The sequence below is a fragment of the Pseudomonas sp. V98_8 genome, assembly GCF_029967975.1.
GTDB lineage: Bacteria > Pseudomonadota > Gammaproteobacteria > Pseudomonadales > Pseudomonadaceae > Aquipseudomonas > Aquipseudomonas umsongensis.
The window spans coordinates 47127-63243 of the sequence record NZ_JASCAE010000006.1; the positions used below are offsets into that span (position 1 = coordinate 47127).

The window sequence follows — 16117 nt, forward strand, 5'->3', positions numbered from 1 at the left end:
CCATGAGCGATCTGCCCGTTAACCCGATCAGCGCCACGGTGGATTTCAATCGTCAAGGCGTGCAGCACGGTTTTCTCAAGTTGCCGTACTCCCGGGACGATTCCGCCTGGGGGGCGGTGATGATCCCGCTCACGGTGATTTCGCGCGGCGATGGACCGACTGCGCTGCTCACCGGCGGTAACCACGGAGACGAATACGAAGGCCCGGTGGCGTTGAGCAAACTGGCACAAAGCCTGACGGCTGCCGAGGTCAGCGGGCGGGTCATCATCGTCCCGTTCATGAACACCCCGGCATTCCATGCCGGGCGGCGCACCTCACCCATCGACAAAGGCAACCTCAACCGCAGTTTTCCCGGCAAGCCGGACGGTACGGTGACAGAGAAGATCGCCGATTATTTTACCCGCACCTTGCTGCCCCTGGCCGACATCGTGCTGGACATTCACTCGGGCGGGCGCACCCTGGATTTCCTGCCGTTCGCCGCGTGTCATGTGCTGGCGGATAATCAGCAACAGGCACAGTGCGAGGCCGGCATGCGTGCATTCAATGCCCCGTACAGCATGCGAATGCTCGAACTCGATGCCGGGGCAATGTACGACACCGCCGCCGAGTCCCAGGGCAAAGTCTTCGTCACGACGGAGTTGGGCGGCGGCGGTTCGTCTACGGCGCTTAGTGTGGCGATAGCCGAGCGCGGCGTGCGCAATCTGTTGGTGCACGCCGGGATTCTTGAGGGCGAACTGCAAACGGCGCCGTCGATCATGCTCGACATGCCCGACAGCGATTGTTTCATTGCCAGCGAACACGATGGTCTGCTGGAAATGTGCCGGGACCTGGGCGAAAACGTGAGCAAGGGTGAGGTGATTGCCCGCGTCTACGACGTCACCCGCAGTGGCGTGGCCCCGGTGGAGTATCGAGCGGCACGCAACGGTTTGCTGGCGGCCCGGCACTTTCCCGGGCTGGTGGGGTGTGGCGATACCCTGGCAGTGATCGCGGATGTACTGACCTGAACCAACGCCCCTGTGGGAGCGAGCGGGCTCCTGCAAGGTTCCCCCTTTCATTCAGGAGATTTGCTGCCCATGCACAAACTCGATCGCTATGACCTGAAGATCCTGCGGATTCTCGCTGACGACGGGCGTATCACCAAGTCGAGCCTGGCCGAGGCGATCAATCTCTCGGTGACCCCGGCCTGGGAGCGGGTGCGCAAGCTCGAGGTCCTCGGCCTGATCAAGGGCTATCGGGCGCAAATCGACTGGGGAGCGGTGTTCAAAACTCAGCACGTCCTGGTGGAGATCACCCTGGCCCGGCATACCGCGCAGGACATGCGGCGCTTCGAGCAGCGCATGAGCGAGGCGCCCGAAGTCGCGTTCTGTTATGCCACCGGCGGAGGTGTCGATTACATGGCGATGATCCAGGCACCGGACATCGATCACTACCAGCGCTTTATCGACCAGTTGCTGCTCGATGACCTGGGCATCGAGCGTTACTTCACCTACATCGTCACCAAAACCATCAAGACTGGCGGCGCATTGCCCCCGCAGGAGTGAGCTTGGTGGTGAGAGTCGTCAACGAAAATGCCGGATGTCTGATACCCCCTGTACTTGTCCCCGCATTGCGAGCCAACCCGCTCCGACGGATAAATCCCCACACGGCAAAAATCCGCTGTCCACCCCCACCCAATCAGAAAAAACCACCTGCCGCACCCGTTCAAACGCCAAATCCCCAAGGGTCGGCTGCCCTAGCATGGTTCCACGCACACGGATTGGAGTGAACGCCATGACTTACAAACATCCACTGCTGTTCAAGGCCCTTTGCTACATCGATGGCCATTGGGTGCACAGTGACAGCGGCCACAGCATCGCTGTGCATAACCCCGCTGATCAAAAATTGATCGGCCATGTGCCGCTGCTCGACCCACCGCAAATCGTCGCCGCCGTCGATGCGGCCCATCGCGCGTTCGCTGACTGGCGCGAACAAAGCCTCGAGTCTCGCGGGGCAATCCTGCGGCGCTGGGCCGCACTGATCCTGGAACATCAGGAAGACCTGGCGCGGATTCTCAGTCTGGAGCAGGGCAAGTCCCTGGCCGAATCCCGAGGTGAAATCGCCTACGCCGCCAGTTTCATTCCCTGGTTCGCCGAAGAGGCGCGGCGCCTGTACGGGCAAAACATTCCCAGCCACATTCCCGGCGCACACCTGGGGACGGTGAAGGAGCCGGTCGGCGTCTGCGCACTGCTGACACCGTGGAACTTCCCCTCGGCCATGATTACCCGCAAAGCCGCCGCCGCCCTGGCCGCCGGTTGCACCGTGGTGATCAAGCCGGCCCACGAAACCCCGTACTCGGCGTTCGCCTTGGCGCAACTGGCGGAGGAGGCGGGGTTTCCCTCGGGCGTGTTCAATGTGGTGCTGGGCGAACCGCAAGTGACTATGCAAACCCTGGTGCAGGACACCCGCGTGCGCTCGGTGAGTTTCACCGGTTCCACCCGCGTCGGTAAGCTGGTTCTGCAAGCGGCCGCCGAGGATGTGAAAAAGGTATCCCTGGAGCTGGGGGGCAACGCACCGTTCATTGTCTGCGCCGATGCCGACTTGCAGTTGGCGGTGAAAGTCGCAGTGGCCGCCAAGTTCCAGACCTCCGGCCAGGATTGCTGTGCGGCCAACCGCATCATGGTCGAGCGCTCTGTCTATCCGCAATTTCTCACGCGGTTTGCCTCGGCGGTGCGTGAGTTGCAGGTCGGTCCGGCCATGGTCGGAGACCACGAGCAACAGGTCGATGTCGGCCCATTGATGCACCAGGCCGCATTCGATGTCACCGCCGAGCGTGTAGCCGATGCCCTGCAACACGGCGCGCAACGGCTGGTGGGCGGTGAGGCCCATGCCCTTGGTGGCTTGTTCTACCAGCCAACGGTGCTGGCCGATGTCACGCCGCAGATGCGCATTTACCGCGAGGAGAATTTCGCGCCGATTGCCGGGGTGATGCCGTTCGACACCCTCGACCAGGCCGTCGAGATGGCCAACGACACCGAGTACGGCCTGGCGGCCTACATTTGTTCCAACCGCCTGGACCTGATTTACCCGCTGATTCGCCGACTCGACCACGCCATGGTCGCAGTCAATGGCGTCAAGTTCACCGGTCACCCTATCCCGTTCGGTGGCATGAAAGCCTCGGGGCTGGGCCGTGAAGGCGGCACCGAGGGCTTCGAAGCCTTTGTCGAAACCAAATACTTTTGCCTGCACCATCAAGGCCAATTCTAAGGCCAATTCTAAGGCCATTTCCAAGGCCCGTTCTCAGGAGACATGCCATGAACCAAGAACTCGACTCGCTGTTCGAACAAGACCGTGCGCACTTCATGCATCCCTCGACTCACGCCCATGACCACGCCAGCGGCGCACTCAAGGGGCGCATCATCACAGGCGCTTCGGGTATCCGTATCCGCGACCACGAAGGCCGCGAACTGATCGACGCCTTCGCCGGCCTGTACTGCGTGAACATCGGCTATGGCCGCACCGAGGTGGCCGATGCGATCTACAAGCAAGCCAGGGAACTGGCCTATTACCATACCTACATGGGCCACTCGACCGAAGCGATCATCGAGCTATCCAGACGTATCATCGACTGGGCACCGGAAGGCATGAAGAAGGTCTACTACGGCCTCTCTGGCTCTGACGCCAACGAAACCCAGATCAAACTGGTACGCTACTACAACAACGTCCTGGGGCGCCCGCAGAAGAAAAAAATCATCTCCCGCGATCGCGGTTATCACGGCTCGGGCATCATGACAGGCAGTTTGACCGGCCTGCCGAGTTTTCATCAGCATTTCGATCTGCCGGCTGAAGGCATCAAGCACACCCTGTGCCCGCACTGGTATCGCAAGGCGCCGACGGGCATGGATGAAGCCGCGTTCGTACGCTATTGCGCCGACGAGCTGGAAAAAATGATCCTCGCCGAAGGCCCGGACACCATTGCCGCCTTCATCGGCGAGCCATTGATGGGCACTGGCGGCATCATCGTTCCACCGGCCGGCTATTGGGCGGCAATCCAGGCAGTGCTGAACAAGTACGACGTGCTGCTGATCGCCGATGAAGTGGTTTGCGCCTTCGGTCGCCTGGGTTCGAAGATGGGCAGCCAACGATATGGCATGCGCCCGGACTTGATCACTACGGCCAAGGGCCTGACAAGTGCGTATGCGCCGTTGTCGGCGGTGATCGTCGGCGAAAAGGTGTGGGACGTGATTGAAAAGGCCTCCGAATCCCAGGGCGCCATGGGCCACGGCTGGACCTATTCCGGGCATCCGATCTGCGCGGCTGCGGCGCTGGCCAACCTCGACATCCTGGAGCGGGAAAACCTCACGGCCAACGCCGATAAGGTTGGCGCCTATCTCAATCGGCGGATGCGCGAAACCCTCGAGGGCCATCCACTGGTGGGCGAAGTACGGGGTGACGGCATGTTGGCGGCGGTCGAGTTCATGGCCGATCGTGAACAGCGCACACCCTTCGATGCCGCCTTGAAGGTCGGCCCGAAAGTCTCGGCGGCATGCCTGGAGCGCGGCATGATTGCCCGGGCGATGCCACATGGCGACATCCTTGGTTTTGCACCGCCGCTGGTCCTGACCGAGGCCGAGGCAGACCTGATCGTCGAGATCACCCAAGGCGCGATTGATCAGGTCGCCAGTGAGGTGCTTGGTTAACAAGATTGCAGCCCGTTGCACTCGACAGGCTTCTACAGGCAAAAACAAAAAGCCCCCGGACAACCACTTGTCCGGGGGCTTTTCATATTGCGCGAAACCTGATTACTTCTTCAGGCCGTAATGCTCATCGAGCATGCCCGGGGCGTTCGGGGCTTTCGGTGCGTAGTCGCGCGGTGGTTCCTGATTGCGCGGTGGCGTCAGGCGTTCCCGTGGAGCCTGCGTCGCATCGGCGTGCAGGGAAGCCAGCAGGCGTTGACGAGTCTGTTCGTCCAGGGCCAGGCGGTTGGCACCCTCGGCGAGGTGATCCTGCACTTCCTGATAGCTCTGAGTCAGTTTCTTGACCAGTGTCGCGGTGCTGTTGAAGTGGGTCACCACTTCGTTCTGATAATTGTCGAAACGTTCCTGAATATCGTCCAGCTGACGTTGCGTGCTGCTAGGCGCGGCATTCGGCGCAAGGCGAGCGATCAGAAACCCAATGGCGACACCCACAACCAGGGCAAGAGTCGGTAACAACCAAACTAAGAGCGAGTGTTCCACGAGTCCTTCCTCTATAAACGGCTTTGCTTTACGTTAACGGCTCGAACCTGCGCTGTATACCGCGATTCACTCGCAATAGACAGCCACAGACAATTTGCTAGACGAGTCGACCCGATTCGAGGTCACGGAGTTCCTTCCTTGCTTATGCGCGAAACACCTGTAGTGATTGATGGCCCTGTCGGCCAACTGGAAGCACTGTACCTGGACAACGAGCAGCCGCGTGGCCTGGCGCTCATCTGTCATCCGAACCCGGTGCAAGGTGGCACCATGCTCAACAAAGTGGTGTCGACGTTGCAGCGCACTGCGCGCGACGCCGGACTGGTCACCCTGCGCTTCAACTATCGCGGCGTCGGTGCCAGCGAAGGCACCCACGACATGGGCACCGGCGAAGTCGACGATGCCCAGGCCGTCGCCGAGTGGTTTCGGGCCCGACACCCGGAATTGCCGCTGACCCTGTTCGGTTTTTCCTTCGGCGGTTTTGTTGCGGCAAGTCTCGGCGGACGCCTCGAGGCCAAGGGCGAGAAGCTCAAGCATCTGTTCATGGTCGCACCGGCGGTCATGCGTCTGGGCGCTGAGGATCAACTGCCACAGCAGGGCGAATTGACGTTGATCCAGCCCGAAACCGACGAAGTGATCGATCCGCAGCTGGTTTACCAATGGTCCGACAAGCTCGAACGTCCCCATGAGCTGCTGAAAGTGGCAGAATGCGGACACTTTTTTCATGGCAAGCTGACCGATCTCAAGGATCTGATCCTGCCGCGTCTCTCGAATTGATTGCAGTCTGACAAGCGATTACCCATGACGACTCGTACCCGTATCCTCACCGGCATCACCACCACCGGCACGCCGCACCTGGGCAACTACGCAGGCGCCATCCGCCCGGCGATCCTTGCCAGCCGTGACAGCAATGCCGATTCGTTCTATTTCCTGGCCGACTACCACGCCCTGATCAAGTGCGATGACCCGCTGCGCATCCAGCGCTCGCGCCTGGAGATCGCCGCGACCTGGCTGGCCGGTGGCCTGGATGTGGACCGCGTGACCTTCTACCGTCAGTCCGACATTCCGGAAATCCCCGAGCTGACCTGGCTGCTGACCTGCGTCGCCGCCAAGGGCCTGCTCAATCGCGCCCATGCCTACAAGGCCTCGGTGGACAAGAACGTCGAGGCCGGTGAAGACCCGGACGCCGGCATCACCATGGGCCTGTATAGCTACCCGGTGCTGATGGCCGCGGACATCCTGATGTTCAACGCGCACAAGGTGCCGGTCGGTCGCGACCAGATCCAGCACGTGGAGATGGCCCGGGACATCGGCCAGCGTTTCAACCACCTGTTCGGCCAGGGCAAGGAGTTCTTCACCATGCCCGAGGCGTTGATCGAGGAAAGCGTGGCCACGCTGCCGGGCCTGGACGGTCGCAAGATGTCCAAGAGCTACGACAACACCATTCCGTTGTTCAGCAGCGCCAAAGAAATGAAGGATGCGATTTCCCGTATCGTCACCGACTCCCGTGCACCGGGAGAGGCAAAGGATCCGGATAATTCCCACCTGTTCACCTTGTTCCAGGCGTTCGCCACCCCGGCGCAAGCTGACGAATTCCGCAGCGACCTGCTGCAGGGGCTGGGTTGGGGCGAGGCGAAGAACCGCCTGTTCCAACTGCTGGACAGCGAACTGGGCGAGTCTCGCGAGCGTTACAACCAACTGATCGAGCGCCCGGCGGATCTTGAAGACATCCTGCAGCACGGTGCGAAAAAGGCGCGTGCAGTTGCGACTCCTTTCCTCAACGAATTGCGCGAAGCGGTAGGCCTGCGTTCTTTCGTTGCCCAGGCCCAAGTGGCAACGACCACCAAGAAGAAAGCCGCGAAGGCTGCGCGTTTCGTCAGCTTCCGTGAAGATGACGGCAGTTTCCGCTTCCGTTTGCTGGCGGCCGATGGCGAGCAACTGTTGCTGTCGCGCAACTTCGCCGATGGTAAAACCGCCGGGCAGGTGACCAAGCAGCTGCAGTCGGGCCAGCCATTGGACGTGCGCAGCGAAGCCCTGGGCTTCAGCGTCTGGCTGGAAGATCAGTGCGTGGGTGACAGCCCGGCGTTCGCTGACAGCGGCGCGCGTGATGCGGCGATCGAGGCTTTGCGGATCGCCCTGACGCCAGTCCAGGAATAATCAACGGCTCAGCCCGACCAAGGGCTGATTGCCATTCCCACGGGCCATCGCTACAGTGACGGCCCGTTTTTGTTGCCTTGCTAACGAATTATGACGCCCCTAGAACGATATCAAGCTGATCTGAAACGCCCGGAATTCTTCCATGATGCCGCGCAGGAAACTGCCGTGCGTCATCTGCAGCGCCTGTACGACGATCTGGTCGCGGCCGAGCAGAACAAGCCGGGCCTGCTGGGCAAACTGTTTGGCAAGAAGGATCAGGCGCCGGTCAAGGGCCTGTACTTCTGGGGCGGCGTGGGTCGCGGCAAGACTTACCTGGTCGACACCTTCTTCGAAGCGCTGCCGTTCAAGGAAAAGTCCCGTACTCACTTCCACCGCTTCATGAAGCGCGTGCACGAAGAGATGAAGACCCTGGGCGGCGAGAAAAACCCGCTGACCATCATTGCCAAGCGCTTCGCCACCGAAGCCCGGGTGATCTGCTTCGATGAGTTCTTCGTCTCCGACATCACCGACGCCATGATCCTTGGCACCTTGATGGAAGAACTGTTCAAGAACGGTGTCACGCTGGTCGCGACGTCGAACATCGTGCCGGACGGCTTGTACAAGGACGGCCTGCAACGCGCGCGCTTCCTGCCGGCCATCGCGCTGATCAAGCAGAACACCGAGATCGTCAACGTCGACAGCGGCGTCGACTATCGCCTGCGTCACCTCGAACAAGCGGAGCTGTTCCACTTCCCGCTCGACGAAGCCTCCCACGAAAGCCTGCGCAAAAGCTTCCGCGCGCTGACGCCGGAATGCACCGCAGCGATCGAAAACGACGTGCTGATGATCGAGAACCGCGAAATTCGTGCCCTTCGCACCTGTGACGACGTGGCGTGGTTCGACTTCCGCGAACTCTGCGACGGTCCGCGTAGCCAGAACGACTACATCGAACTGGGCAAAATCTTCCACGCCGTGTTGCTCAGCGGTGTCGAGCAGATGAGCGTCACGACCGACGACATCGCCCGACGCTTCATCAACATGGTCGACGAATTCTACGATCGCAACGTCAAGCTGATCATTTCTGCCGAAGTCGAACTCAAGGACCTCTACACCGGTGGTCGCCTGAACTTTGAGTTCCAGCGAACCCTGAGTCGTTTGCTCGAAATGCAGTCCCACGAATTCCTGTCCCGGGCGCACAAGCCGTAGGACGATTCGGAAAATAAAAAGGGCCTGCAGATGCAGGCCTTTTTTTGTGCGCTGAAGATCCCCTGTAGGAGCTGCCGATACTGATTTGGCGACAACTCCGTGTGTTGGCGGAACAGGCGTGCGAAGAAGCTCGCATCGTCGTAACCAACTTCGTAGCTGATGGTCTTGATGCTCTTGCGGCTGCCGGACAGCAAGCCTTTGGCGGTTTCGATGCGCAGGCGCTGCAGGTAATGCAGGGGCTTGTCGCCGGTGGCTGTCTGGAAGCGGCGCATGAAGTTGCGGATGCTCATGCCATGTTCGCGGGCGACGTCTTCGAAACGGAATTTGTCAGCGAAGTGTTCTTCGAGCCAGTGCTGGATTTGCAGGATGATCACGTCCTGGTGCAGCTTTTGCCCGCCGAAGCCGATTCTTCCCGGCGAGTAGCTGCGTTGCACCTCATAGAGGATGTCGCGTGCCACGGCCTGGGAGACATTGGCGCCGCAGAAGCGCTCGATCAGGTAGACGTACAGGTCGCATGCCGAGGTAGTGCCGCCTGCGCAATACAGGTTGTCGGCGTCGGTGAGGTGCTTGTCCTGATTGAGTTGCACCTTCGGGAAGCGTTCTGCAAAGGCATTGAAGAAGCGCCAGTAGGTGGTCGCCTCCTTGCCATCGAGCAGGCCGGCTTCGGCGAGCCAGAACACGCCGGTGGCCTCGCCACAGAGTACGGCACCGCGAGCATGTTGCTGGCGCAGCCAGGACAGGACCTCGGGATGACGTTTGCTCAGGGTTTCGAAATCGTCCCAGAACGCGGGAATGACGATGATGTCGGCATTTTCCAGGCCGCCGTCCACCGGGATCACTACGTCGCTGAAGGTGTTGACCGGTTTGCCGTCGGGGCTGACCAGTCGGGTTTCGAACGCTGGCGTCAGGCCGTGGCCCAGTTGTTTGCCGTAACGCAGGCTGGCGAGGTGGAAGAAGTCCTTGGCCTGCATGAGGGTGGAAGCGAAAACCCGGTCAATGGCCAGGATGCTGACGCGCCGCAAGGGCGTGGAGGCTTGGTTAGACATAATTCAACTTTATTCTTATAGGGGAAAGTGGTCACCAGACGGCTGGATCGTCTTATTTTTTGTCGGATGTGTCCAGTGTCCTGTATCGGGCGCCAGGCTTAGTCTCTGAAGGACCATTCCTTTAAAAACAAAAATAAGGTGCCGCATGATTCCGAGAACCTTGTTCAGCTCCGAGCACGAACTTTTTCGCGACAGCGTGCGAACGTTCCTCGAGAAAGAAGCGGTGCCGTTCCATGGGCAATGGGAAAAACAGGGCTATATCGACCGTCAACTCTGGAACAAGGCGGGGGAGGCGGGGATGTTGTGCTCGCATCTGCCGGAGCAGTACGGCGGGTTGGGGGCAGACTTTCTGTACAGCGCGGTGGTCATCGAAGAGATAGGGCGCCTCGGATTGACCGGTATCGGTTTTTCCCTGCATTCGGACATCGTTGCGCCCTATATCCTGCATTACGGCAGTGAAACGCTGAAACACAAGTACCTGCCCAAACTGGTTTCCGGGGAGATGGTCAGTGCCATTGCGATGACCGAGCCGGGTGCGGGCTCCGACTTGCAAGGCGTGAAGACCACTGCCGTGCTGGACGGCGACGAGTATGTCATCAACGGCTCGAAGACGTTCATCACCAACGGTTTCCTCGCCGACCTGGTGATCGTCGTGGCCAAGACCGATCCGAAGGCGGGCGCGAAGGGCACCAGTCTGTTTCTGGTGGAAGCCGATACGCCGGGTTTCGACAAAGGCAAGCGTCTGGAAAAGGTCGGAATGAAGGCCCAGGACACTTCGGAGCTGTTCTTCCAGGACGTGCGAGTGCCCAGGGAAAACCTGTTGGGCCAGGCCGGGATGGGGTTCGCCTATCTGATGCAGGAGCTGCCGCAGGAGCGCCTCACCGTGGCCATCGGCGGGCTGGCTTCGGCTGACGCGGCGTTGCAATGGACCCTGGAGTACACCCGCGAGCGCAAAGCCTTCGGCCAGGCGATTGCCGACTTCCAGAACACTCGTTTCAAACTCGCCGAGATGGCGACCGAGATCCAGATCGGCCGGGTCTTTGTCGACCGCTGCCTGGAGTTGCACCTGCAAGGCAAGCTCGACGTACCGACGGCGGCGATGGCGAAGTATTGGGGCACGGATCTGCAGTGCAAGGTGCTCGACGAGTGCGTGCAATTGCATGGCGGTTACGGGTTCATGTGGGAATACCCGATAGCCCGGGCGTGGGCGGATGCGCGGGTGCAGCGGATCTATGCCGGGACCAATGAAATCATGAAGGAGATTATTGCGCGGTCGCTTTGATCTTGCGGCGACAGCCAGGGCGCCATCGCGGGCAAGCCCGCTCCCACAAGTTTTGAGCTGTACACAGCATTTGTGAACACCCTGCTCACTGTGGGAGCGGGCTTGCCCGCGATGGCGATTTATTGATCAATCAAGGGGCGGGATTCGGATGATCCTTGTGGATCGCCTCGATCCCTTCCAGCACTTCATCCGACAACTTCAGATCAAAACTGGCAATGTTGCTGTCCAGTTGCTCCAGTGTCGTGGCGCCAATGATGTTGCTGGTCACGAACGGCTGCTGCGTGACGAATGCCAGGGCCATTTGCGCCGGGTCCAGGCCGTGCTCGCGGGCCAGTGCAACGTAGCGGCTGCACGCTGCTTCCGACTGCGGGTTGAAATACCGACTGAAGCGGCTGTAGAGGCTCAGCCGACCTTTTGGCGGGCGGGCCCCACCTTCGTACTTGCCTGACAGGAAACCGAACGCCAGCGGCGAATAGGCGAGCAGGCCGCACTGCTCGCGGATGGCGATTTCCGCCAGGCCGACCTCGAAACTGCGGTTGAGCAGGTTGTACGGGTTCTGGATCGACACCGCGCGCGGCCAGCCACGGGCTTCGGCCAGGGCCAGGAAACGCATGGTGCCCCACGGCGTTTCGTTGGACAGGCCGATATGGCGGATCTTGCCAGCCTTGACCTGTTCGTCCAGCGCTTCGAGGGTGTCTTCCAGGGGTGTCAGGTTGGCCTCGGTCTTGTGCTTGTAGCCCAGTTGGCCGAAGAAGTTGGTGCTGCGCTCCGGCCAGTGCAGTTGGTACAGGTCGATATAGTCGGTTTGCAGGCGCTGGAGGCTGGCATCCACGGCTTCGGTGATGTGCTGGCGATTGTGGCGCAGGTTCTTGTCGCGGATATAGTCGATGGTGTTGCCGGGGCCGGCGATCTTGCTGGCGAGGATCCAGTCGCTGCGATCGCCGCGGCTCTTGAAGTAATTACCGATGAAGCGTTCGGTGCTGGCATAGGTTTCGGCCTTGGGCGGCACCGGGTACATTTCAGCGGTATCGATGAAATTGATCCCGGCGTCCTTGGCTCGCTCGATCTGGGCGAAGGCGTCTGCCTCGCTGTTTTGCTCGCCCCAGGTCATGGTTCCGAGGCAGATTGCGCTCACGTTCAGGTTGGTCCGGCCTAGCTGGCGATACTCCATCGGGGAGCTCCTTGGGCAAAACAATCATAAAAGCAGGTTGAATTATTTTTCGCAATCTGCATAATTGCGCACCTCTTTCTGCAGTGGAAGTGATGCGCCGCCGCCGAAGAATCTTGCCGTTGAACGGACGCGCCGACCCGAGCCCCCGAAAGCGTCTGTATCCGGCTGCCTTTGACTTGTCAAAGTACGCACTATTCAGTAAGATCCGCCGTCTAATTTACAGGGCGGCCCCTGAGGCTATAAAGAATGAAAACTTTTACTGCTAAACCGGAAACAGTAAAGCGCGACTGGTTTGTCGTCGACGCTGCTGGTCAGACCCTGGGTCGTCTGGCCACCGAAATCGCGAGCCGTCTGCGTGGCAAGCACAAGCCTGAGTACACTCCTCACGTTGACACCGGCGACTACATCGTCGTAATCAACGCCGAGCAGATCCGTGTGACCGGCGCTAAAACCACTGACAAAATGTACTACTCCCACTCCGGTTTCCCGGGCGGCATCAAGTCGATCAACTTTGAAAAGCTGATCGCCAAGGCCCCTGAGCGCGTGATCGAGACCGCGGTCAAAGGCATGCTGCCTAAGAACCCGCTGGGTCGCGACATGTACCGTAAGCTGAAAGTCTATGCGGGCGCTGCACACCCTCATACTGCTCAGCAGCCCCAAGAACTGAAGATTTAACGGAATAGTTCATTATGTCGGCGACTCAAAATTACGGCACTGGCCGTCGCAAGACCGCAACCGCACGCGTTTTCCTGCGTCCGGGTACTGGTAACATCTCCATCAACAATCGTTCGCTGGATAATTTCTTCGGCCGCGAAACTGCCCGCATGGTAGTTCGTCAGCCGCTGGAATTGACTGAGACTGTCGAGAAGTTCGACATCTACGTCACCGTGATCGGCGGTGGTGTGAGTGGTCAAGCTGGCGCAATCCGCCACGGCATCACCCGCGCTCTGATGGACTACGACGAGACTCTGCGCAGCGCTCTGCGTAAAGCCGGCTTCGTAACCCGCGATGCACGTGAAGTTGAACGTAAGAAAGTTGGTCTGCGTAAAGCGCGTAAGCGTCCGCAGTACTCGAAGCGTTAATTCGCTTCCACGTTCAAAAAAGAACGCCCAGTTTCCTCACGGAGCTGGGCGTTTTTTTGTGCGTGTAATTTTCTTGAAGAATTGCGCTGTGACAACTTGCCACATCAGCAGAGGCCCTATACTACAAGGCTTGGCAGTGGTGCCCCCGGGTAATTACCTTGTCAGAATTGGGGCTTTTCATTACCATTCGGCAAAATTTTTATAAGTACAGAGTTTTACTTAGTAGATGCCTGATTTAACAGGCCACAAAGCTGATGGGAGAGGACTGAATGAGCAATGACGGCGTGAATGCAGGCCGGCGTCGCTTCTTGGTAGCAGCCACATCCGTGGTGGGTGCTGCAGGAGCGGTGGGGGCTGCGGTCCCGTTCGTGGGGTCATGGTTTCCCAGTGCCAAGGCGAAAGCCGCAGGTGCACCGGTGAAGGTGAATGTCAGCAAGATCGAGCCAGGCCAGCAGATGATTGCTGAGTGGCGCGGCCAGCCGGTGTTCATCGTCCGCCGTACCGAGGAAATCCTGGGGAATCTGAAAAAGATCGAGGGCCAGCTTTCTGACCCGACCTCCAAGAACTCGACACAACCGACCTATGTCGACCCCGAAACGCGGTCGATCAAGCCTGAGGTTTTGCTGCTGATCGGCATCTGCACGCACCTGGGCTGCTCGCCGACCTTCCGTCCCGAAGTCGCTCCCGCAGACTTGGGCAAGGACTGGGTAGGTGGCTATTTCTGTCCCTGCCACGGCTCCCACTACGACCTGGCTGGCCGCGTCTACAAGTCGCAACCTGCGCCTTTGAACCTGCCAGTTCCCCCGCATTCCTATGAGACCGATGACATCATCGTCGTTGGCGTCGATACGGAGAAAGCGTGATGAGCAAGTTCATGGATTGGGTTGATGCGCGCTTTCCCGCGACCAAAATGTGGGAAGACCATCTCAGCAAGTACTACGCCCCGAAGAACTTCAACTTCTTCTATTTCTTTGGCTCCCTGGCACTGCTCGTTCTGGTCAACCAGATCGTCACCGGTGTCTGGCTGACCATGAGCTACACCCCGTCGGCGGAAGAGGCCTTTGCTTCCGTCGAGTACATCATGCGCGACGTCGAGTACGGCTCGATCCTGCGCCTGCTGCACTCCACCGGCGCCTCGGCGTTCTTCATCGTGGTCTATCTGCACATGTTCCGTGGTTTGCTCTACGGTTCGTACCAGAAGCCGCGTGAGCTGGTGTGGGTCTTTGGCATGCTGATCTACCTGGCGCTGATGGCTGAAGCCTTCATGGGTTACCTGCTGCCGTGGGGGCAGATGTCCTACTGGGGCGCCCAGGTGATCATCTCGCTGTTCGGTGCGATCCCGGTCATCGGCAACGACCTGACCCAGTGGATTCGTGGTGACTACCTGATTTCCGGCATCACCCTGAACCGCTTCTTCGCCTTGCATGTGGTGGCGCTGCCCATCGTTATTCTCGGCCTGGTAGTGCTGCACGTCCTGGCGTTGCACGAAGTCGGTTCGAACAACCCGGATGGCGTGGACATCAAGAAATACAAAGACGAAAACGGCGTACCGCTGGACGGCATTGCCTTCCACCCGTACTACACCGTGAAAGATATCGTCGGCGTGGTGGTGTTCCTGTTCATCTTCTGTTCGATCGTGTTCTTCTTCCCGGAAATGGGCGGCTATTTCCTCGAGAAGCCGAACTTTGAAGTGGCGAACGCCTTCAAGACCCCAGAGCATATCGCTCCGGTCTGGTACTTCACGCCGTTCTACGCGATCTTGCGTGCGGTTCCGGACAAGCTCCTGGGTGTGATCGCCATGGGTGCGGCCATCGCCGTGCTGTTCGTCCTGCCGTGGCTGGACCGTAGCCCGGTCAAGTCGATGCGCTACAAGGGCTGGCTGAGCAAAATCTGGCTCTGGGTGTTCTGCATCTCGTTCGTGATCCTGGGCGTGTTGGGTGTTCTGGCGCCGACTCCGGGTCGTACGTTGCTGTCGCAGGTATGTACCTTCCTGTACTTCGCCTACTTCATTCTGATGCCGTTCTACACCAGGCTCGAGAAGACCAAACCGGTTCCGGAAAGGGTGACTGGCTGATGAAAAAACTATTTGCTGTACTGATTCTTGCTGCCCTGCCGGTGTTGTCCTTTGCGGCTGAGCACGGTGGTCCCGAACTGGAAAAAGTCGACATCGACGTTTCCGACAAGGCTGCGATGCAGGATGGCGCGCGTACGTTCGCCAACTATTGCATGGGCTGCCACAGCGCCAAATTCCAGCGTTACGAGCGTGTTGCCGACGACCTCGGCATTCCGCATGAGTTGATGCTCGAGAAGCTGGTGTTCACCGGTGCCAAGATCGGCGATCACATGAGCATCGGCATGCAACCGGCTGACGCCAAGACCTGGTTCGGTGCGGCTCCGCCCGACCTGACCCTGGTCGCTCGTGTACGTGGCACCGATTGGCTCTACGGTTACCTCAAGTCGTTCTATGAAGACCCGTCGCGCCCGTGGGGTGTGAACAACAAGGTCTTCCCGAACGTGGGCATGCCTAACGTGCTGGTCGGCCTGCAGGGTCGCCAGGTGGTCGGTTGCAAACAGGTTCAGATCGTCGAGGACGGCAAGAAGCAATATGATCCGCTGACCGGTACGGCGCTGACTCATGAAGCGTGCGATCAGCTGACCATTGTGCCGAAGAGTGGTGCCCTGACCGAAGAGCAGTTCGATGAGAAGGTCAAGAATCTGGTAACCTTCCTCGCTTACTCGGCTAACCCGGTTAAGCTGCAACATCAGCGCATCGGTACGTACGTATTGCTGTACCTGGCGTTCTTCTTCGTATTCGCTTACTTGCTCAAGCGCGAATACTGGAAAGATGTGCACTGATAAAGCTTCAAGCAATTGCTGTTAATCGCGCGCGCCCAAGGGCGCCTCTGAAAGGGTAACGAGCCTGCTGAGTCAGACGTTACGAGAGGCGCCCTCTGGGCGCGCTCGTTTTTCCGCTTCCGATCATT

General features: G+C 59.5%; 15 protein-coding genes and 1 pseudogene. 13 read left to right on the top strand and 3 right to left on the bottom strand.

What is annotated here, in order from left to right; translation table 11 throughout:
• The first annotated feature begins 2 nt into the window (after nt 1–2).
• The 4 genes from doeB to QLG10_RS05870 all read left to right on the top strand — a co-directional run bounded on the left by doeB (nt 3) and on the right by QLG10_RS05870 (nt 4676).
• Nucleotides 3–1004, top strand: a complete 1002-nt coding sequence (doeB, locus tag QLG10_RS05855) for a N(2)-acetyl-L-2,4-diaminobutanoate deacetylase DoeB (RefSeq protein WP_188264153.1) — start codon at nt 3–5, stop codon at nt 1002–1004.
• Nucleotides 1005–1073: 69 nt separating this feature from the next.
• Complete coding sequence (locus tag QLG10_RS05860) at nt 1074–1541, top strand: Lrp/AsnC family transcriptional regulator (RefSeq protein ID WP_110751583.1); 468 nt, start codon at nt 1074–1076, stop codon at nt 1539–1541.
• Between the two features lie 229 nt (nt 1542–1770).
• Entirely contained in the window at nt 1771–3243 is a 1473-nt protein-coding gene (locus tag QLG10_RS05865) for an NAD-dependent succinate-semialdehyde dehydrogenase (protein ID WP_110751585.1), read from the top strand.
• A gap of 47 nt (nt 3244–3290) precedes the next feature.
• Complete coding sequence (locus QLG10_RS05870; RefSeq protein ID WP_110751586.1) at nt 3291–4676, top strand: aspartate aminotransferase family protein; 1386 nt, start codon at nt 3291–3293, stop codon at nt 4674–4676.
• A gap of 102 nt (nt 4677–4778) precedes the next feature.
• On the opposite strand, the gene QLG10_RS05875 is transcribed toward QLG10_RS05870, so the two are convergent.
• Nucleotides 4779–5213: a DUF1043 family protein gene (locus tag QLG10_RS05875; protein ID WP_033045648.1), complete on the bottom strand. Its 435-nt coding sequence runs from the start codon at nt 5211–5213 to the stop codon at nt 4779–4781.
• A 144-nt stretch (nt 5214–5357) separates the two neighbouring features.
• Between QLG10_RS05875 and QLG10_RS05880 the strand changes: the two genes are divergently transcribed.
• The 3 genes from QLG10_RS05880 to zapE all read left to right on the top strand — a co-directional run bounded on the left by QLG10_RS05880 (nt 5358) and on the right by zapE (nt 8552).
• On the top strand, nt 5358–5987 hold the full coding sequence (locus QLG10_RS05880; protein WP_110751588.1) for an alpha/beta fold hydrolase: 630 nt from the start codon (nt 5358–5360) through the stop codon (nt 5985–5987).
• Between the two features lie 24 nt (nt 5988–6011).
• A complete protein-coding gene (locus QLG10_RS05885; protein WP_282486094.1) occupies nt 6012–7367 on the top strand; it encodes a tryptophan--tRNA ligase in 1356 nt (451 codons plus the stop codon).
• Nucleotides 7368–7457: 90 nt separating this feature from the next.
• Nucleotides 7458–8552 carry a cell division protein ZapE gene (gene zapE, locus QLG10_RS05890; RefSeq protein ID WP_043302216.1) on the top strand — a complete coding sequence of 365 codons (1095 nt, stop codon included), beginning with the start codon at nt 7458–7460 and terminating at the stop codon, nt 8550–8552.
• A 71-nt stretch (nt 8553–8623) separates the two neighbouring features.
• Here zapE and QLG10_RS05895 read toward each other — a convergent pair.
• A pseudogene (locus QLG10_RS05895) lies at nt 8624–9523 on the bottom strand (GlxA family transcriptional regulator); the annotation flags it as partial.
• Between the two features lie 220 nt (nt 9524–9743).
• Here QLG10_RS05895 and QLG10_RS05900 point away from each other — a divergent pair.
• The gene (locus QLG10_RS05900; protein ID WP_282486100.1) at nt 9744–10880 is read left to right on the top strand and encodes an acyl-CoA dehydrogenase family protein; all 1137 of its coding nucleotides are present in this window, start codon (nt 9744–9746) and stop codon (nt 10878–10880) included.
• A 130-nt stretch (nt 10881–11010) separates the two neighbouring features.
• Here the strand turns inward: QLG10_RS05900 and QLG10_RS05905 are convergent, their stop codons facing one another.
• A complete protein-coding gene (locus tag QLG10_RS05905) occupies nt 11011–12051 on the bottom strand; it encodes an NADP(H)-dependent aldo-keto reductase (protein ID WP_282486102.1) in 1041 nt (346 codons plus the stop codon).
• A 246-nt stretch (nt 12052–12297) separates the two neighbouring features.
• Between QLG10_RS05905 and rplM the strand changes: the two genes are divergently transcribed.
• The 5 genes from rplM to QLG10_RS05930 all read left to right on the top strand — a co-directional run bounded on the left by rplM (nt 12298) and on the right by QLG10_RS05930 (nt 15989).
• Nucleotides 12298–12726: a 50S ribosomal protein L13 gene (gene rplM, locus QLG10_RS05910; protein ID WP_003228062.1), complete on the top strand. Its 429-nt coding sequence runs from the start codon at nt 12298–12300 to the stop codon at nt 12724–12726.
• Between the two features lie 14 nt (nt 12727–12740).
• Nucleotides 12741–13133 (top strand): 30S ribosomal protein S9, encoded by a 393-nt coding sequence (rpsI, locus tag QLG10_RS05915; RefSeq protein WP_003228056.1) that lies wholly within the window; start codon nt 12741–12743, stop codon nt 13131–13133.
• A 269-nt stretch (nt 13134–13402) separates the two neighbouring features.
• Complete coding sequence (gene petA, locus QLG10_RS05920) at nt 13403–13996, top strand: ubiquinol-cytochrome c reductase iron-sulfur subunit (protein ID WP_008060255.1); 594 nt, start codon at nt 13403–13405, stop codon at nt 13994–13996.
• Nucleotides 13996–15207, top strand: coding sequence for a cytochrome bc complex cytochrome b subunit (locus QLG10_RS05925; RefSeq protein ID WP_007943720.1), 1212 nt, complete (start codon nt 13996–13998; stop codon nt 15205–15207). Before petA ends, QLG10_RS05925 begins: the two co-directional genes overlap by 1 nt.
• Nucleotides 15207–15989: a cytochrome c1 gene (locus tag QLG10_RS05930; protein ID WP_110751594.1), complete on the top strand. Its 783-nt coding sequence runs from the start codon at nt 15207–15209 to the stop codon at nt 15987–15989. The genes QLG10_RS05925 and QLG10_RS05930 overlap by 1 nt, the downstream gene beginning before the upstream one ends.
• The last annotated feature ends 128 nt before the right edge of the window (nt 15990–16117 follow it).